An 18,456-nucleotide genomic window follows, 5' to 3' on the forward strand; every position below is an offset into this window, starting at 1 on the left:
CTGCTCTCTTGTCGTCGGATCGTGCTGTCGGCCTCCTAGGTGAGGTCTTGCGGTGAAGATTGATACGTCGAGTTCGCCGTGTCACCACCCGGACGCGAACAGGCCAGGTAGCACCACCTCAACGCCTCGGGGGACTCGTGCTGACCACACCCCGGATCGCCCGAGTTGCGGCGCTTCAGGCGTTCTGGGCGCTCGCGAGGCGTTCGCGCAGTCCGGTGGCGCGGGCCGCCGGACGGTCGACGGCCTCGGCCACTGCAGCGGCGGAGCCGATGACGCGTACGCCGCTGGTCGCCCTCGTGACCGCGGTGTAGAGCGTCTCGCGCGTCGCCAGCGGCGATCCCGCGGCGGGCAGCACGATGCTGACGCGGTCGAACTGGCTGCCCTGGCTGCGGTGCACGGTCATCGCGTGCAGCGGTCGGGCTGACCCGAGGCGGGCGAGCGGGACGGTGACCGGCTCGCCGCCGCGCCCGAACACCGCGACGAGCCCGCTCGGTGTGGAGACGACCGCACCGGTGTCGCCGTTGTAGAGCCCGACCTCGTAGTCGTTCTCCGTCACCAGCAGGGGTTCTCCGGCGCGGTGACCGACGGCGTAGAGGTCGCGGCCCGAGGCCTCGGCGACCCAGCGAGCGGCCAGGGAGCTCCAGTGCTGCACGCCGCGCGGGCCGGTGCGGTGGGCGCACAGCACCCGGTGCCGCTCGAGGGCGTCGAGAGCATCAGCGGCGCGTCCTTCCGCAGCGGCTCTCTCCAGGGCGAGTCCGGCCGTCACGACGTCGGACCGCAGGCCGCGCAGGTGGTCCTCGGTGAGCGGTGAGTCGTCGCCGACCTCCTCGAACACGACGTCACGATCGCGAGACCGCAGCACGCCGAGCGCCTTCTCGGCGTCCCCCCGTTGGACCGCCTCGGCCAGCTCGGCGATGGCGCCGCCCGAGGAGAACCGGCGGTTGGTGGCGAGCAGCGCGATGCCGTCGCGCAGGCGGGCGTGCGGGGTGTCGGGTGCTCCGGTCGCCTCGGCGGCGGTCGCGATCGCGGTCGCTGTCGCTGCCGGGGGCAGGACCTGCTCCAGCGCTGCGGCCATCCGGGCCGTGCGCGCCGGCTGGCGCGCGCCGTCGACCAGGTCGCCCAGCACCGCGCCGGCCTCGACGGAGGCCAGCTGGTCGGGGTCGCCGACGAGCACGAGCCGCGCCGAGGGGCGCAGCGCCTCCAGCAGGCGCGCCATCATCGTCAGCGGCACCATCGAGGCCTCGTCGACGACGACCACGTCGGCCGGCAAGCGGTTCGACGCGTCGTGGCGGAAGCGGCTGCGCGCGTCCGGCCGCCAGCCCAGCAGGCGGTGCAGCGTGGTGGCCGCCAGGTCGCCGACGAGCGCCGCGTCGGACGGTGCCAAGGCGCGGGTCGACGAGCGGACCGCCTCCTCGAGCCGGGCGGCCGCCTTGCCGGTCGGGGCGGCGAGGGCCACCCGCAGGTGCGGGTGCTGCTCGCGCAGCAGCGCGAGCAGCCGCGAGACCGTGGTGGTCTTGCCGGTGCCGGGACCGCCGGCGAGGACGCTGACGCGCGAGAGGGCGCACACGGCTGCCGCCGTGCGCTGGTCGGCGTCGCCGGGGTCCGGGAAGAGCCGCAGCAGGCTCGCCGAGAGGCGCGCGGGGTCGAGGTCGACCGGCAGCCGGGCCGTGCGCGCCAGCAGCTCGTCGGCGACCTGCTCCTCCTGCTCCCAGTAGCGCGTCAGCCACATCCGCGAGCCGCGCAGCTGGACCGGCCCGCCGACCAGCGGGCTCGCCGCGCACCGCTGCGCCCAGTCGGTCGGCCACGTCAGCGGGGCGGTCGGCGCCGCCTCGTCGACGTCGGCGTCGGGACTGGTCGTCTGCTCGGCGGTGTCGAGGTCGAGGACCACGGACCCGTGGCGGGTGGAGCGCACCGTCAGGGCCACTGCCAGCAGCACCTGCTCGTCGGGCTCGCCGCCGAGGGCGCCGAGCCGTCGGGCGACGTGGACGTCAGCAGCCGAGAGCACGCCGGCCCGGTTGAAGTCCGCCAGCACACCGGTCGCGCGCAGGGCCAGCGTGGCGGCGTAGGCGTCGTTCACCGGGCACCCGCCAGCAGCTCGGAGGTCGCCACGACCAGCGACGCCGGTGCCTGCCACGCGAACACCCCGGGCGCGCTGCCGTCGGCCGCGGTCACGCCGGGTCCGCTCATGCCGCGCAGGAACAGGTAGAGCGCACCGCCCAGGTGGCGAGCGGGGTCGTAGTCCGCCACCCGCCAGCGGAGGTAGCGGTGCAGGGCGACCTCGTAGAGCAGTGCCTGCAACGGGTAGTGCGCCTCCACCATGGCGTCGTGCATCGCCTCCGTGCGGTAGTGCCAGGCCGTCAGCGGCTCATCTCGGCTGCCGAGGCGGTTGGTCTTGTAGTCGACGACGACGTAGCGACGGCTCTGCGCCGGCCCTACGCGCAGCACGGCGTCGATGCTGCCGGTGAGGTAGCCGCGCAGGGGAGCGGGCTCCAGCCGCGCCAGCGCGTCGGCGTAGTCGGCCAGCGGGTCGCCGGCGCAGTGCTGCCGCCACAGCGGCACCAGGTCGGCCAGCACGACGCGCGCCGGTGCGGGGGAGTCGCCGCCGCTCAGCGGCAGCTCGAAGTCGAGCTCCGGCAGCCGGTCTCCCAGCGCCAGCCGGCTCAGGGCCAGCCCGTCGGCGAGCGGCCCGAGCGGGGTGTCGAGCGCCTGCTGCAGCGCCCGGACGAGCGCGGGCACGTCTGTCCCCGGCCCCAGGCGCGCCGCCTGCGTGCGCACGGTCTCGTCCACCGACGCGCTGCTGGAGGGGTCGGCGTGCTCGAGCACCGCGTGGACGAGGGTCCCGAACCCGGTGCCGCCCTGCAGCTCGTCCCACGACGAGCGGACGTCGCGCAGGTGGGCGTCGGCCACCGCCGGCGAGGAGGGTGGCACGGCGGGCTGGTCGAGGTCGCGCTCGTCCTCGGTCTGCGGCGTCTCGGGCTCGCTGCCGAGCCGCTGCTCGTGGGCCGCGGCCGTCAGGGCGCTGTAGGAGGTGCGGCGCCACCCGTCGTCGAGCCGGCGCTCGAAGAGGGCGAGCTCCAGCGGCGGAGGGGGTGCCTCGGGCGGTGTCCACCGGGCCGGCGGTCGCGGCGCGACCGTCGCGACGCCGAGCCCGCCGCCGCTGGCCGCCGCGCGGGAGCCGAAGGCCTCGACGGCTGCGGCGTCGGAGGGCACGGCGACCTCGAGGGGCGCGACCTCGGCACCGCTGTGCATCAGCAGGCGGTGCAGCGGCGAGCTCGACGTGTTGGCGGTCGCGGCCCACCACAGCACCAGCTCGCCCTGCGCGCGCGTGAGCGCGACGTAGGCCAGTCGCAGCTCGTCGTCGACCTCTTCCCGCCGGTGGGCCGCGACGTGCGCCGCCCAGTCGGGGGACCCTGGGCCGCCGACGTCGCGCAGGCGCTCGCCGCCCTCGTGGAAGACCACGCTGGCCGGGTCCTCGGGCGACCACTGGCTCCAGGCGAACGGCACCATGACCACCGGGAACTCGAGCCCCTTGCTCGTGTGCACGGTGAGCACCTGCACCGCTGCCGCGTCGGACTCGAGCCGGCGGCTGCGCTCACGAGCCTCCTCCGAGCCGGCCTCGGTGATGCGTCGTCGCAGCCACGGGAGCAGCGCCGCCAGGCCGAGGTGGGCGTCGAGGGACGCCTCGTGCAGGGCCTCGCCGACGTGGCGCAGGTCGGTCAGCAGGCGCTCGCCGTCGGGCTGCTCGAGCAGGCGCGGCTGGAGGTCCTGGGCGAGCGACACCGCCTCGAGGAGCGCTGCGACGCCGCGCTCGGCCAGCACCGATCCCCACGCGCGCAGGCGCAGGGCGAGGGCGTCGGTCTCCGCGGCGCGCGGGCCGTCGAGGTCGGCGGCCGAGAGGCCGACGAAGCAGCCGAGGGCGAAGCGGCGTACGCGTGTGGCGCGGTGCGGCTGCTCCATCGCCTCGAGCAGCAGCTGCCACTCCGCGGCCGCGCGAGTGCCGAACACGCTGCTGCGGCTGGAGACGACGACGGGTACGCCGGCCTCCCTCAGTGCGGCCTCGACCTGCCGGGCCTCCCGGGTGAGGCGGGTGAGCACGGCGATGTCGCCCGGGCGCAGGGCCCGCTCCGGCCCGCCGTCGCGGGGCGCCACCCTCGCGGTGCCCAGCTGCTCGACGACCTCGGCGGCCAGGTCTGCGGCCACGAGCCGGCGGGCGTCGTCCGTGCCGAGGAGGCCCTTGCCCGTCAGCGGGCGACCGTCGCGGGGCACGACCCGCAGCTGGACCGGCGGCCGGAGCTGTCCGGCCGGCTCGTCGGGCACCGAGACCAGGCGTCCGGGGTGCTCGGGGAGCACGGGCAGCACCCGGATGCGCTCGTCGCCGAGCGCGGCGCCGGAGAAGACCGCGGAGAGCCCGTCGAGGAGCAGGGCGTCGCTGCGCCAGTTGGTGGGCAGCGTGCTGACCGACCGGGCCGACTCCACGGCCTGGAGGTAGGCGTGCACGTCCGCGCCGCGGAACCGGTAGATCGCCTGCTTCGGGTCGCCGATGAGCACGAGCGTGCGGGCGTCGTGGAAGGCGGCGGAGAGGATCGACCACTGCACGGGGTCGGTGTCCTGGAACTCGTCCACCAGCACGACGGAGTAGCGCGCCCGCAGCCGTGCCACGGCGTCGGGCCCGGAGGCGGGGTCCGTGAGGGTCGCCCGCAGCCGCAGCAGCATGTCGTCGTAGTCGAGCAGCTGGCGCCGGCGCTTGCGGACGTCGACCTCCTGGCGCACGGCGGCCGCGATGCGTGCCCGGGTGCCCGGCAGGCCGCCGACGCGCGGGTCGGGGAGCAGGCGCGTGGCCGGGTCCTCCACGACCGCGGCGGCCAGCTCGCCGAACTCCTCGCGGCTGAGCTCGGGCGCCGGGGCGCCGGGTGGTCCCCACTTGCGCAGGAACAGGTCGTCGGCCACCTCGGCGACGAGGTCGCCGCGCCGCTCGAGCAGCTCGGCGCCGGTGTCGTGGTCGCTGGCCGTGCCGAGGGCCGCCAGCACCTGGTGGGAGAAGCCGTGGGTCGTGGTGACGGTCGCCGAGTCGAAGCCGGCCAGCGCGTCGCTGAGCCGGGCAGCCCGCCGCGCCAGCTCGTCGGGTGCAGCGTCGAGGAGGTGCTCGAGCACCGCGTCGGCGCCCTCGACCGGCTTGCCGGCGACGGCCGCGGCGAGGCCGTCGCGCGTGCTGACCAGTCGCTCGCGCACGCGCTCACGCAGCTCGCGGGTCGCCTCGCGGCTGAAGCTCACCACGAGCAGCTCGTCCATGGTCGCCCGGCCCTCGGCGAGGTAGCGCGCGACCAGCGCGGCGATGGTGAACGTCTTGCCCGTGCCGGCGCTGGCCTCGAGGACCGTCGTGCCGGTCGGGAGCTCGCCGAGCAGGTCGAAGCCGTGGGGGACCGTCCGGCTGCCTGCGGCGGGGGTGGTGCTCGGCGCGCTCACGGTCGGACCCTCGTCTCCTCGTCGAGCAGCGGGGTCCAGAGCCGGCGGGCCAGCTCGCCGAAGGCGCCCGCCTCCCCGCTCGTGGTCCGCCACGGGTGCCACGGCTGCGCTCCGACGACGGCCGCCACGGGCGCGCCGGCGCCGTAGACGAGGACGTGCTCGGCGTCGGACTGCTCGCCGGGGAAGCGGCTGTCGCGCCACTTCTGCTCGGCCGTCGCCAGTGCTGCCTCGGGGCGCATGCCGCGGTGGCGCTTCTCGGCGTAGGCGGCGGCGGTCTTCAGCGGCAGCGGCAGGGGGGTCCGCAGGCCGTCGCGGTGGAGGGCGACGAGGTCGAGCAGGGCGCTCCGGGCGTCGTCGTAGCCGAGGGGACCGAGCACGCTGCGCGCGGCGCCGGAGGCGGCCCGGCCCACCGCCACCGCCCGCCAGCCGGCGGCCGGCGCGGAGGCGGTGAGCGCGAGCAGCTGCACCCACGCGCGCAGCCGGTGGCGAGGACCCAGCCGCGAGTAGGTCAGCGAGAGCAGCACCTCGGCGCGCACCCCGGGCACGGTCCCGGTGAGCCGCGTCCCGTCGCCGAGCGGCACGTCGACGTCGATGCTGCCCGGGGGAGTCTCCCGCTCGAGCACCGACGCGGCGACCACGGCCTCGACCTCGCGCCCGATCGAGGTGGCCAGCACCTCGCCGAGGCGCCCGGGCGGCAGGACGCCGCGGCGCAGCTCCAGCTGCTTGCACCGTGCGGGCTCCAGCCCCGACACCCGGTCGCGCAGCATCCGCTCGCCGACCGCCCAGGCCTCGAGGGCGTCGAGCTCGACCGGCAGCTCGTCGGCCGGCTCCTCCTCCTCGCGCGTGACGGCCACCTCGAGGCGCTGGCGCAGGAAGCCGCGCGCCGGGTGCTCGAGCAGGCGCAGCAGGTCGGCCAGCTCGACGTCGGCGGGCGGTCGGGGCGGCAGCGGGGAGGCCAGGAACGGTGCGGTGGCCGTGCGCGGGCGCAGCGCCGCCTGCGCGCCGGCCCGTGCCAGCGGGTCGAAGCTGAACGGCCCGGGGCGGTGCAGCGCCCCAGGCAGGAAGTTGCGCTCGTCGAAGGGCTGCAGGGGGTGGACGGTGGTGACGACGTCGCGGGCACGCCGGCCGTCGAGCCCGACGGCCGTGCGGTCGAGCGCGTCGAGCAGCTCGCCCAGCGGAACGGCGGGCGGCACGGGGGCGCCGGTGCGCTCGTCGGCGCCGGCGTAGGTCACGACCAGGTGCTCGCCGGCGGCGCACAGCGCGTCGAGGAGCAGCTGCCGGTCCTCGCTGCGCGGGTCGCGCTCGCCCACCCACGGGTCGCGCGCCAGGACGTCGTCGCCGTCGCGCACGGTCTGGCGGGGGAAGACGCCGTCGTCGAGCCCGAGCAGGCAGACGACGCGGTGGGGCACCGAGCGCATCGGCACCAGCGTGCAGACGGTCATCGTGCCGGTGCGGAAGCTGGCGCGCGTGGGCCGCCCGGCCAGCGTCCGCTGCAGGGCGGCGCGGACGTCGGCCAGTCCGACCAGGGAGGTCGCCCCGGCGGCGTCCTGCGCGATGTCGGCCAGCTCGCCGTGGAGCGCGAGCTCCTGCCACGCCGCGTCCGGCGCGGGGGCCGCGAGTCCCAGGACCGCCGACTCGAGCCCGGCCATCCACTCCGCGACCGGGTGGGAGCCGGTGAGCAGCTCGAGCGCGGCCTCCAGCCTGTCGAGCAGCTCGGCGAACCGGCCGGCGAGGTCGATGTCGGCGCTGTCCACGTCGTCGAGGGGGGTGAGGCCGCCCAGCTCGCTGCCCCCGGAGGTGCCTCCGCCAGTAGTCGTGCCCCAGCCCGTGGAGTCCTGCACCGCCGCACCCAGCAGCAGCCGGTCGAGACCGACCCGCCAGGTGCCCTGGTCGAGCCCGCCCAGCGCCCAGGCGCCGCGGTGCTCGGAGTCGATGCCCCAGCGCACGCCTGCTGCGGCCGTCCAGGCGCGCAGCCGCTCGACCTCGTCGTCGTCGAAGCCGAAGCGGCGGCGCACCGCGTCGCTGCCGGCGAGGTCGAGGACCTGCGTGGCGGTCACCCGGGCGCCCCCCAGCTCGAGGAGCTGGCCGAGCACGGAGAACAGCGGGTTGGTCTGTCGGAGGGCGCGGTCGGCCAGCCGGACGCGCAGCCGCGCCGCCGGGTGCGCCGCGTCGTCCTCGGCGCCGAGCGAGAAGGCCGCGGCGATGAGCGGGGCGAAGGTCTCGATGTCGGGGCACATGACGAGCACGTCGCGCGGCTCGAGGGTCGGGTCGTCGGCGAGCAGCCCGAGCACGACCTCGCGCAGCACCTCGACCTGGCGCGTGCGGCCGTGGCAGGCGTGAACCTGGACGCTGCGGTCGTCTGCGGCGAGGACGGCGGGCTCCTCGGGCACGGTGTCGGTCGCCAGGTCGTGCACGAGCCGGCCGAGCAGCGAGTGCGGCGGCGGTGCGACGGCGTGGAGCTCGTCGCGGGCGCCCGGCGAGGCCCGCCGCAGCAGCTGCTGCAGCTCGAGCAGGTCGCGCGAGAGCGAGGCCAGCAGCGGGTTGCGCAACGAGGCACGCGCCCGGTCGTCGGCGCGCCGGACGGGCGGGTCGCCCGCGGCCCCGGCGGCCCAGAGCGCCGGCGACGCGTGGTGCAGCCACAGGTGGACGTCGCGGTGGCGCGCGAGGGCGTCCAGGACGGCGAGCCGCGCGGGGCTGAGCCGGCTCGCGCCGTAGAGGGAGACGCGGGCGGGCAGGTCGCTGAGCGACGGGTCGGCCACCAGCCTCGCGCAGGCGTCGTCGAGCAGCTCGGCGGGCGACGGGACGGCCAGGTGGGCGCGCAGCCGGCGCCAGAGCTCGGGCTGCCAGTGCAGGTCGGCGTCGAGGGCGAGCCCGTCACCCCGCTCGTCCCGGCCCTGCGCCCAGGCGCGCAGCATCTGGGGCCGGGACTGGGCGTAGTCGTCGAACAGCCGCGCCAGGCGCTGCACCACCACCACCCGCCTGCCGCGGTCGGTGCTGCCGGAGCCGAGGTGCTGCGCGAGCGTGCGGCACCACGGCTCGCCGGAGCAGGCGTCGACGACGTCGAGCAGCGCCCACGCCGAGCGCCGCGGCGACCACCGCTCGACGGCCTCGACGTGCTCGGCCGAGGCGGCCTGCAGCACCTCGTCGAGCAGGCGCGCGGGGGAGGGGAACAGCACGTTGGCGCACACGCCGTCGCCGCCCGGCGCGCCGAGGACGTGCGACAGCCGCTGCGCCAGCCACCGCTCGACGCCCTTGGCCGGCACGGCGACGACCTCGCTGGCGAAGGGGTCCTCGAGCGGCGCGGCTAGGACCTCGGCGAGGGCGCCCGCGAGCGCGGTGCCTCCGGCGGCACGGTGGACGACGAGCACGCTGCGGACCCCCTGGTCTGGACTGCGCCGCACAGTACTTCGCGCCACCGACAGCGTCGTCCGGGCCGCGGCCCGGCTGTGGACGGGCGACCTCGTCAGTGATCCGGTCTAGCGTCCGGACCATGACGTACTCCTTCCAGCTCACCGTCGACTCCACCGCGCCCCACGACCTCGCCGACTGGTGGGCCGAGACCCTCGGGTGGGAGGTCGAGCCGAGCGACGAGCAGTTCATCGAGCGGATGGTCGGCGCAGGGCACGCCTCCGCCGAGGACACGACCCGGCACCGCGGCGTGCTGGTGTGGCGCGCGGGCGCGGCGCTCCGGCACCCCGAGGGGCTGCCCGGGGCGCCGCGTGTCCTCTTCCAGCTGGTGCCCGAGGACAAGGTGGTCAAGAACCGGCTCCACCTCGACCTGCGCACCGGCGAGGACGACGTCGAGGCCGTGGTCGGAGGGCTGGTCGCGCGCGGCGCCACCCGCCTCCACGACGGCCGCCAGGGCCCGAGCGTCTGGGTGACCATGCAGGACCCGCAGGGCAACGAGTTCTGCGTCTCCCGCTGACCCCGGCGCCGGGCCGGTGGCCCGCGGCCGCCGGGTCGTTGGCCCGATCCTGGCGGTGCGGGCGGGCAGAAGTGGAGGGCTCCGCCGGTTGTCAGCAGCAGTCGGTCTCAACGAGAGGAACGTCCCCCATGAAGGTCCTGCTCACCGGTGGCACAGGTCTGGTCGGTCGCGGCGTGCTGAAGGCGCTCGTGGCGCACGGCCACGAGGTCACCGCACTCGTACGCAGCGACGCCTCCGCCGCGACGGTCGCCCAGGCGGGCGCGACGCCCCTGCTCGGCGACATCACCGACGTCGCCTGGCTGACGGGCCAGCTCCGGCAGGTCGACGGCGCCGTCCACGCCGCGACGACCGGCGAGGGCGACGCGGTGGCGTTCGACCGCGGCGTGGCCTCGGCGGCCGCCGAGGCGTTCGCCGGCACCGGCAAGCCCTACGTCCACACCGGCGGCGCGTGGGTCTGGGGCCAGGGCGCCGACGTCCGCGAGGACCAGCCCTTCGACGCACCGCAGATCACCGCGTGGCGCGCCGACGTCGAGAAGGTCGCGCTGACCATCGACGGCGCGCGCGGCACCGTGGTCGCGCCCGGCATCGTCTACGGCTACGGCACCGGGATCCCGCAGGTGCTCGTGCAGGGCCCGGTCGTCGACGGCGCCCTGACGCTGGTCGGCGACGGCTCGCAGCACTGGACGACCGTGCACTCGGACGACCTCGGCGAGCTCTACGTCCGGGTGCTCGAGGACGGCGCCGCCGGCGACTACTACATCGGCGCCAGCGGCCAAAACCCGACGGTCCGCGAGCTCGGCGAGGCGGCCGCGCGCGGGCGCGGGCTGTCCGGCGCCGTGGTGGCGGAGCCGGTCGAGGCGAGCCGCGAGCGGCTCGGCGCCGCGTTCGCCGACGCCCTGCTCCTCGACCAGCAGACCTCGGCCGCCAAGTCGAAGGCGCTCGGCTGGACCCCCGCCGGCCCCTCGCTCGTCGACGAGCTCGCCTCGGGCTCCTACGCCTCCTAGCGAGCGGCGCCTCCCGCGGTCGCGGGTGCGCCGGCGCGGCGCGCTCGGTTGACCCGCCGCCACCTGGGTACCGGGCGCGGTGACACCCGCACCGCAGGAGGCAGCACATGACCGAGTCGACAGTCCAGCGCGACGTCATCGACATCCTCACCGAGGACCACCGCGAGTTCCTGACCCTGGTCGCCGGCATCAAGGTCGCCCAGGACGGCGAGGAGAAGCGCGACCTCACCGACACGCTGATCGCCGAGCTGGTGCGCCACGCGGTCGCCGAGGAGATGTACGTCTACCCGGCGATGAAGAAGCACCTGCCCGACGGTGCCGAGGCCGTGGAGCACGACACCAAGGAGCACAAGGAGCTCGAGGCCACGATGAAGAAGCTCGAGGGCGACGACTCGGGCAGCACCGAGTTCCTCGAGCACCTCGGCGAGCTGGAGGAGATCCTGCGCGACCACGTCGACGACGAGGAGTCCGACCAGTTCCCGAAGCTGCGTGCGAACATCCCGGCCGCCGAGCTGGTCGAGATGGGCGAGAAGGTCGTCGCAGCCAAGGAGGCCGCGCCGACCCGGCCGCACCCGCTCGCGCCCAACAACGCGGTCTTCCACAAGCTCGTCGGCCCGGGCGTCGGGTTCGTCGACCGGCTGCGCGACAAGCTCACCGGCCGCAACCAGCACGAGGAGCAGCTCTAGCTCACGCGCTCCCGTCGAGCACGGCACGCACGAACCCGGCCTTGCCCTCGGTGTATGCCTCGCGGTCGCTCGCGTGCCGTGCGGCGAGGTGCCGCTTGAGCGTGGCGTAGGCGTCGCGCAGGTCGGGGTCGGCGCGCAGCCGGTCGCGGAACTCGACCTGCTCGTGCCAGCGCGGCGTGCCTGCGGTCATCACGTGCAGGTGCGCGGCGCGCCGGTCGTCGCGCACCAGCACGTAGAAGCGCCGCCAGGCTCGCTCGTCGAGCTCCGGCGGCACGTAGTTCCAGCCCTCCGGCGCCAGCACGTCCGCGAGCTCCTCCGCGCAGGCGAGGTCGCGGACCTGCGCCTGCACGTCGAGCACCGGCTTGGCGTCGAGCCCGGGCACCGACGTGGAGCCGACGTGCTCGACCGGCGCGGTGAGCCACGGGGCGAGCAGGACGTCGAGCCGCGTACGCAGCGCCTCCCCGAGCTGCGCCCACGCCGGGTCCGCCGGCACCACGTGCACGTCCTCGGTCGCCCACACGGGCCAGTCGCTCATCCGCAGCACGATAGCCAGCGCGTCGCTAGCCTGACCGGCATGCTGCGGGGTGAGCGGATGGTGCTGCGGGAGTTCCGTCGCGAAGACGTGGAGGCGCGGTTCGCCGAGCAGGGCAACGACTGGGCCCTGCACGCGGTCGCCGACGACACCGCCTGGCGCCCGCGGACGCTGGAGCAGGCGCTCGCCCGCTACGACCGCGCGGGCAGCAGCGGCGAGCCCGACCCCGCCCACGTCTGGTTCACGATCTGCCGGGCGGGCGACCCCGAGCTGGCCTGGGTCGGCGACTCCGGGCTGTGGGGGCTCAACGAGCACCAGGGCACCGCCCACATCGGCATCGCCCTGAGCCGCAGCGCGCGCGGCGAGGGGCTGAGCACGGAGGTGCTGCGACTGCTGGGCTTCTACGCCTTCCGCATCCGCCACCTGCACCGGCTCTCGCTCGAGACACTGGGCAGCAACGTGCCGATGCAGCGGGCCGCGCTGGCCGCGGGCTTCGTGCACGAGGGCACCGACCGCGAGTCGGCCTACGTCCTGGGGGCCTGCGTCGACGAGCTGCGCTTCGGCCTGCTGGCCTCCGAGTGGCGGGAGCACGTACCCGCGGCCACGTAGCCTGGGACGGTTCAGCAGCACACCGTCGAGCACGAGTCAGGGGCCCCGCACGTCATGAGCAGCGCCACGCAGGACGTCGCCGCACCCGGCGTGGCAGCGCGCGAGGCTGCCCGCAGACGTACGTTCGCGGTCATCTCGCACCCCGACGCCGGCAAGTCGACGCTGACCGAGGCGCTGGCGCTGCACGCCGCCGTGATCTCGGAGGCCGGTGCCGTGCACGGCAAGGCCGGCCGGCGCGGCACGGTCAGCGACTGGATGGAGATGGAGCGCAACCGCGGCATCTCGATCACGTCGAGCGCGCTGCAGTTCTCCTACGGCGACGCGGTCGTCAACCTGCTCGACACCCCGGGCCACGCCGACTTCTCCGAGGACACCTACCGCGTGCTCGCCGCCGTCGACGCGGCGGTCATGCTGCTCGACGCGGCCAAGGGCCTGGAGCCGCAGACGCTCAAGCTGTTCGAGGTCTGCCGCGCGGGCAAGGTGCCGATCATCACTGTCATCAACAAGTGGGACCGCCCGGGCCGCGAGCCGCTCGAGCTGCTCGACGAGATCGAGAAGACGATCGGGCTGCGCCCGACCCCGATCAACTGGCCGGTCGGCATCGCGGGCGACTTCCGCGGGCTGCTCGACCGGCGCACGGGGGAGTACGTCCGCTTCACCCGTACCGCGGGCGGTGCGACCGCCGCGCCGCAGGAGGTGCTCAAGCCGGTCGAGGCGTTCGAGCGCGAGGGCGACGTGTGGGAGACCGCGCTCGAGGAGTCCGAGCTGCTCGAGGCCTCCGACAGCGACCACGACCAGGAGGGCTTCCTCGAGGAGCTCACGACGCCGGTGCTGTTCGCGTCTGCGGTGCAGAACTTCGGCGTACGCCAGCTGCTCGACGCGCTCGTCGAGGCGGCTCCCAGCCCGGCCCCGCGGCCCTCGGTCAGCGGTGAGCGCCGCCCGCTCGACGCGCCGTTCAGCGCGTTCGTCTTCAAGGTGCAGGCGGGCATGGACACCGCCCACCGCGACCGCGTCGCCTTCGCCCGCGTGTGCTCCGGCGTCTTCGAGCGCGGCATGGTGGTGACGCACGGCTCGACCGGCAAGCCGTTCCACACCAAGTACGCCCAGTCGATGCTGGGACGGGAGCGCTCGACGCTCGACCTCGCCTACCCCGGTGACGTGATCGGCCTGGTCAACGCCAACGCGCTGCGCGTCGGCGACTCGCTCTACGTCGACGAGCCGGTCGAGTACCCCAGCATCCCGTCGTTCGCGCCCGAGCACTTCAGCGTGGTGCGGGCCAAGGACGTCGGGCGCTACAAGCAGTTCCGGCGCGGCATCGAGCAGCTCGACCACGAGGGCGTCGTGCAGGTGCTGCGCTCGGACCTGCGCGGCGACCAGGCGCCGGTGCTGGCGGCGGTGGGGCCGATGCAGTTCGAGGTGGCGGCCTACCGCATGGAGCACGAGTTCGGAGCGGCCGTCTCGCTCGAGCCGCTGGAGTACCAGCTCGCGATGCGCACCGACCCCGACGCGGCGCCGAAGCTGTCGCGGCTGCCGGGCGCCGAGCTGCTCACGCGCTCGGACGGCCAGGCGCTGGCGCTGTTCGTCAACCGCTGGCGGCTCTCGACCGTGGCTCGTGAGCACCCCGAGCTGACCCTCGAGCCGCTGGTCGGCGGGCGGGCCAACGGGTGAGCGTCCTCAGGGCCGAAACCGCTCGACCAGCGAGGTGGTCGGCAGGTCGTCGGTGCCTGCCGAGACCAGGTAGCCACCGGCTGCGTCGACAGTGATGCCGCGGCACCGCGAGGAGTTGCGTCGCCCGTCGGTCGCCGTGCCGTCGTGGTCCAGGCTGTAGCTCCGGTCGAGCGCGCCGGACGCTGTGAACCGGGTGACCGAGCAGTACTGCACGCCAGCGTCCACGGTGCTCAGGCCGGTGCCGGCGACGACGACGCGCCCGGAGGCGTCCAGGGCGAGCCCGCCGTCGGCGCTCCTGCGCCCGTCGGGCGCGCGGTAGAGCCCGTTCCACGCGGTCGCGACGCCGTGGTCACCGAACGCTGCCCGCAGCCGACCCGTACCCGTCAGGTCGACGACGCGGACGGGTGCAGGCGGCGTCGCGGGCGTGGGGAAGGACGGGACGCCCGACAGGAACAGGTCACCCGAGGGTGAGAGCACGGCGCCGTAGGCATGGCCGAGCGGCAGTTCCGCGACGCCGCCAGGGCCGAACGAGGTGTCGAGGGCTCCCGAGGGCAGGAACTGCGCGACGAACGAGTGCATCGTCGCGTCGGAGTTGGACAGCACCACGACGATCCTGCCGTCGGGGCGGAGGAGCAGGTGGTTGATGTCGGCGGACCAGCCGTCGTAGCACCGCGGCAGGGGCGGAGTGCCGTCGACGCTGCAGAGCGGGCGGTTCGGCACGTCGATCCGGCTGCCCGGCCGGGTGTCGAGGGTGCCGTCCGGGGCGAAGCGCTGCAGCCAGTGCTGGTCGGCGAAGCGGTTGACCGCGACGAGCGCGCTGCCGTCGGGGTAGGTGACCAGGGCTGACGCCCCGCCGTTGTCGACGTACTCGCCGACGGGGTTGTAGCCGACACCGACGAAGGTCGGATCCGTGGAGCCGTTCGGCCGCAGCCGCACGAGCTCGAACCCGACGTTGTTGCCGGAGGTGCCCAGCACGACGAGCCGGCCGTCCGGCAGCTCGCTGACGCCGGCGGGGTAGAGCGCGTCCACCTCCGGCAGCCCACCCCCCTCGCCCGGCGGCGGGACGAAGGAGCGGAGCGGCAGGGTGACGCTGCCGCTCGTGCCGAAGCTCGGGTCCGGGGCTCCGGCGAAGGTCAGCCGGGTGACGCGCATCGCGCCGTCGGGCAGGACGCGAGCGAGCACTGCCCGCCCGTGGCTGTCGACGAGCTGCACCGCGCCCAGGCCGAACAGCTTGCCGCCGTGGGCCCAGGCGGTGTCGAGCTCGTTGGTCGCGGCGCCGGCCGGCGCTGCGGTGGTGAGCCCGAGGATGGCTGCTGCAAGAGCGAGAAGAACGCGGTGCCGGATGTTCACGGCGGACCCCCAGGTCGACGGGCACGTCGCACAGGCGCTGCGCCGCCCGCGCGACCTCCGTAGCGGGAGGGTACGCCGGTGGCGCCGCGGTGACCAGGCTCTAGCGGCTTGCCCTCCAGCGGGCCACGTGGGCCTCGACGTCCTGCACGCCTACGCGCAGGGGAGGCCCGACCTGCGGTCCGCGGACGGCGGCGCGGATGCGTACGTCGAGGTCCTCGACGAGCTCCCGGACCTTGCGCTCGGAGCGCTCGCGGGCCAGCCGCTCGGGCAGGTCCTCGACCTCCTTCGCGAGCGCGAGGGAGGGCGGCAGGATGCCGCCGACGGGCAGCTGCTCGCGGTGGACCTTCTCGGCGACCCACGCGAGCTCGTGGCGCGGCTGGCCGAGCCCCTCGATCGGCTTGCCCGTGCCGGGGAGACCGTCGAAGCTGCCGCGCTCCTGCGCCTCGCGGATCTGGCGCTCGACCCACGTCTCGACGGGCACTCCGGGCGGCTTGCGCCCGGTCACGGCGGCGGCTGAGTCGTCGAGTCGCGGACGACCAGGTTGGTCGCCAGCTCGATGTGGTGGGAGTCGACGGTCTCGCCCTCCATGAGCCGCTTGAGCGTCCGGACCGCGAGCCGGCCCACGTCCTGCAGCGGCGTGTGGACCGTCGTCAGCGCGGGCGTTGCCCACTCGGCCATGTAGGTGTCGTCGAACCCGACGACGCTGAGGTCCTCGGGGACGCGCAGACCCCTGCTGTGCGCTGCCTGGATGACGCCCAGTGCGGTGACGTCGGTGACGGCGAACACCGCGGTCGGGCGCTCGGCCAGGTCGAGCAGGTGGCTCCCGGTGCGTACGCCCGCCTCGAAGCCGAACCCCGCGTCCACGGCGAGCTCCGGCGGGCACGGCAGCCCGGCCCGCTCCATGGCGGCGCGGTAGCCGTGCCGGCGGGCGAGGTTGACCGCAGCCTCGGAAGGGCCGCCGAGGTAGGCGATGCGCTGGTGGCCCAGGCCGATGAGGTGCTCGGTCGCCGAGAGTCCGCCGGTCCAGTTGGTGACCCCGATGCTCGTGACCTCGGCCTCGGGCGTGTGCACCGGGTCGATGACGACGAGCGGCAGGTGAGCCTTCTGGAAGCTGCGGACCTGGCCCGGGTCGAGGTCGCTGGTGACGATGACGACCCCGTCGCGGCCGGCGCTGCTCAGGCGCTGGGCCCAGGTGCGGGTCCGGCTGCCGGGAGCCGACGGTCCGGAGAAGCGACCGACCACCACGTCGATGTCGAGCTCGCCGCCGGTGTCGGTCACGCCGCGGATCAGCTCGGTGGCGTAGGGGCTCATGAAGTCGTCGAAGACCAGCCCGATCGTGCGGCGCACGCCGGGCTTGCGGCGCTTGGGGGAGGCGACGTAGTCGTGCTGCTCCAGCATCCTCAGGACGTGGGCGCGGGTGTCCTCCGCGACGTCCTCGCGGCCGTTGAGCACCTTCGACACGGTTGCGAGCGACACGCCGGCCGCAGACGCGACTCCGGCGAGCGTCGGTCTCTTGCGCGGCGCCCCCACCTCGCTCACGGGTCCTCCTGCTCGGCGTACGGACGCTCATTGTCCCGCGTCGGTGTCCCTCGGCCGCCATGGTGACACGGTTTACGAGAAGTATCGATGACATCCGGCGGGCTGATGTCGATGCTTGCTCCGGCGAATCGCCTGTCCCACAGGCGCTGTTGACGTCGAAATCGTTATGCAGACGAACCTTGACGAGGTGCAGCATCGGCGTCTAGCGTCCTGCACGCCGCTGAAACTCTTCGAAAGTTTCGACACACCGGACTCCAACGAAGGAAGCCTTGTGAGCGAGAACGCCCTGACCCACGTGCGCACGAGAGGCACCTCGGTGCTCGACGTCCACGGCCAGCCGGTGCGCCTGCGCGGAGTGTGCGTGGGCGGCTGGCTCAACATGGAGAACTTCGTGACCGGCTACGGCGCGAACGAGTGGATGATGCGCGCGGAGGTGCGCAAGGTGCTCGGCGACGAGCGCTACGAGCTCTTCTTCGAGCGGCTGCTCACCAGCTTCTTCGGCGAGGCGGACGCGGCGTTCCTCGCGGAGACCGGGCTGAACTGCGTACGCGTGCCGGTGAACTACCGCCACTTCGAGGACGACGCGCGTCCCTTCGTCATCAAGCAGGACGCCTTCCGCCACCTCGACCGGCTGGTCGACGCGTGCGCCGCGCACGGGATCACGACGGTCGTCGACCTGCACGCGCTGCCGGGATCGCAGAACCAGCACTGGCACTCCGACAACGCGACCCACCGGGCGCTGTTCTGGGAGCACCCGCACTTCCAGGACCGCGTCGTCGGCATCTGGGAGGCGATCGCCGAGCACTACAAGGACAACGTCTGGGTCGCGGGCTACAACCTGATGAACGAGCCGGCCGACGAGTCGCGCGCGGTGGTCGGGCCGTTCTACAAGCGGCTGGTGGCCGCGATCCGGGCCATCGACGACAAGCACGTCATCTTCCTCGACGGCAACACCTACTCGACCGAGTTCGACATCTTCGACGAGCCGTTCGAGAACACGATCTACACCTGCCACGACTACGTCCCCAAGGGCCTCGGGCGCAGCAACGACTACTCCAAGGCGGCCGCGGAGGAGAAGTTCCTGCAGCGCAGCGAGTACTCCCGCCGCACGGGCACCCCCATCTACGTCGGCGAGTTCGGCCCGATCTACACCGGTGACCCCGCTGTGGACGACGAGCGCTACCAGATCCTGCACGACCAGCTCGAGATCTACCGCGACCACGACGCCGGCTGGGCGTCGTGGATGTACAAGGACATCGGCCGGCAGGGCCTCACCGCGGCCGCTCCCGACTCGCCCTACCGCCGGCTCGTGAGCGACTTCGTCGCGAAGAAGGACCGCCTCGGCTCCGACCAGTGGGGCAGCGACGGCTGGGGCCCGCGGGAGGTCACCCAACCCGTACAAGACCTCATGGACCGCGAGTTCCCGGACTTCGACCCCTACCCGTGGGGCCGCTTCGACTGGGTCCGCACCCTGCTCAACAACATCACGTTCGCCCAGCCGCTGGCGCTGGACTACGCCCGGCTCTTCCGCGGGCTCGACGACAGCGAGCTCGTCGCCCTGGCCGACTCCTTCGCCTTCGACGACTGCGTCGTGCGCGAGCGCCTGCGCGCGGAGCTCGCCAAGGGCTGAGCGCCCAGCTCCACCCCTGTAGGAACACCGACGTCTCCCACCAGAGGAAG

Annotated in this window: 13 protein-coding genes; 6 read left to right on the forward strand and 7 right to left on the reverse strand. The window is 74.5% G+C overall.

Annotated features, from left to right (window positions below; translation table 11 throughout):
- Positions 1 to 175 precede the first annotated feature (175 nt).
- From recD to recC, 3 genes are read right to left on the reverse strand one after another with little or no spacing between them, the layout of a single operon-like run.
- On the reverse strand, positions 176 to 2,077 hold the full coding sequence (gene recD / locus CLV35_RS05585) for an exodeoxyribonuclease V subunit alpha (protein ID WP_121192959.1): 1,902 nt from the start codon (positions 2,075 to 2,077) through the stop codon (positions 176 to 178).
- Positions 2,074 to 5,463: a UvrD-helicase domain-containing protein gene (locus tag CLV35_RS05590; protein ID WP_121192493.1), complete on the reverse strand. Its 3,390-nt coding sequence runs from the start codon at positions 5,461 to 5,463 to the stop codon at positions 2,074 to 2,076. The genes recD and CLV35_RS05590 overlap by 4 nt, the downstream gene beginning before the upstream one ends.
- Positions 5,460 to 8,831: an exodeoxyribonuclease V subunit gamma gene (gene recC / locus CLV35_RS05595; protein ID WP_121192494.1), complete on the reverse strand. Its 3,372-nt coding sequence runs from the start codon at positions 8,829 to 8,831 to the stop codon at positions 5,460 to 5,462. Before recC ends, CLV35_RS05590 begins: the two co-directional genes overlap by 4 nt.
- Positions 8,832 to 8,953: 122 nt before the next feature.
- Between recC and CLV35_RS05600 the strand changes: the two genes are divergently transcribed.
- The 3 genes from CLV35_RS05600 to CLV35_RS05610 all read left to right on the forward strand — a co-directional run bounded on the left by CLV35_RS05600 (position 8,954) and on the right by CLV35_RS05610 (position 11,078).
- Entirely contained in the window at positions 8,954 to 9,388 is a 435-nt protein-coding gene (locus CLV35_RS05600) for a VOC family protein (protein ID WP_121192495.1), read from the forward strand.
- Between the two features lie 128 nt (positions 9,389 to 9,516).
- Positions 9,517 to 10,392: an NAD-dependent epimerase/dehydratase family protein gene (locus CLV35_RS05605; protein WP_121192496.1), complete on the forward strand. Its 876-nt coding sequence runs from the start codon at positions 9,517 to 9,519 to the stop codon at positions 10,390 to 10,392.
- A gap of 107 nt (positions 10,393 to 10,499) precedes the next feature.
- Positions 10,500 to 11,078 carry a hemerythrin domain-containing protein gene (locus CLV35_RS05610; RefSeq protein ID WP_121192497.1) on the forward strand — a complete coding sequence of 193 codons (579 nt, stop codon included), beginning with the start codon at positions 10,500 to 10,502 and terminating at the stop codon, positions 11,076 to 11,078.
- 1 nt (position 11,079) lies between these two features.
- Here CLV35_RS05610 and CLV35_RS05615 read toward each other — a convergent pair whose 3' ends face one another.
- The gene (locus tag CLV35_RS05615) at positions 11,080 to 11,613 is read right to left on the reverse strand and encodes a GrpB family protein (RefSeq protein WP_121192498.1); all 534 of its coding nucleotides are present in this window, start codon (positions 11,611 to 11,613) and stop codon (positions 11,080 to 11,082) included.
- Between the two features lie 39 nt (positions 11,614 to 11,652).
- Here CLV35_RS05615 and CLV35_RS05620 point away from each other — a divergent pair, with 39 nt between their 5' ends.
- Complete coding sequence (locus tag CLV35_RS05620; RefSeq protein ID WP_121192499.1) at positions 11,653 to 12,219, forward strand: GNAT family N-acetyltransferase; 567 nt, start codon at positions 11,653 to 11,655, stop codon at positions 12,217 to 12,219.
- A gap of 54 nt (positions 12,220 to 12,273) precedes the next feature.
- Positions 12,274 to 13,887 (forward strand): peptide chain release factor 3, encoded by a 1,614-nt coding sequence (locus CLV35_RS05625; protein WP_121192500.1) that lies wholly within the window; start codon positions 12,274 to 12,276, stop codon positions 13,885 to 13,887.
- 6 nt (positions 13,888 to 13,893) lie between these two features.
- Here CLV35_RS05625 and CLV35_RS05630 read toward each other — a convergent pair whose 3' ends face one another.
- The 3 genes from CLV35_RS05630 to CLV35_RS05640 all read right to left on the reverse strand — a co-directional run bounded on the left by CLV35_RS05630 (position 13,894) and on the right by CLV35_RS05640 (position 16,776).
- A complete protein-coding gene (locus CLV35_RS05630) occupies positions 13,894 to 15,237 on the reverse strand; it encodes a hypothetical protein (protein WP_121192501.1) in 1,344 nt (447 codons plus the stop codon).
- Between the two features lie 100 nt (positions 15,238 to 15,337).
- On the reverse strand, positions 15,338 to 15,742 hold the full coding sequence (locus CLV35_RS05635; protein WP_121192502.1) for a DnaJ family domain-containing protein: 405 nt from the start codon (positions 15,740 to 15,742) through the stop codon (positions 15,338 to 15,340).
- A complete protein-coding gene (locus CLV35_RS05640; RefSeq protein ID WP_231121533.1) occupies positions 15,739 to 16,776 on the reverse strand; it encodes a LacI family DNA-binding transcriptional regulator in 1,038 nt (345 codons plus the stop codon). Before CLV35_RS05640 ends, CLV35_RS05635 begins: the two co-directional genes overlap by 4 nt.
- 271 nt (positions 16,777 to 17,047) lie before the next feature.
- Between CLV35_RS05640 and CLV35_RS05645 the strand changes: the two genes are divergently transcribed.
- Positions 17,048 to 18,406 carry a glycoside hydrolase family 5 protein gene (locus CLV35_RS05645; protein WP_231121534.1) on the forward strand — a complete coding sequence of 453 codons (1,359 nt, stop codon included), beginning with the start codon at positions 17,048 to 17,050 and terminating at the stop codon, positions 18,404 to 18,406.
- Positions 18,407 to 18,456 lie beyond the last annotated feature (50 nt).

Source organism: Motilibacter peucedani, assembly GCF_003634695.1.
Classification (GTDB): Bacteria; Actinomycetota; Actinomycetes; order Motilibacterales; family Motilibacteraceae; genus Motilibacter; species Motilibacter peucedani.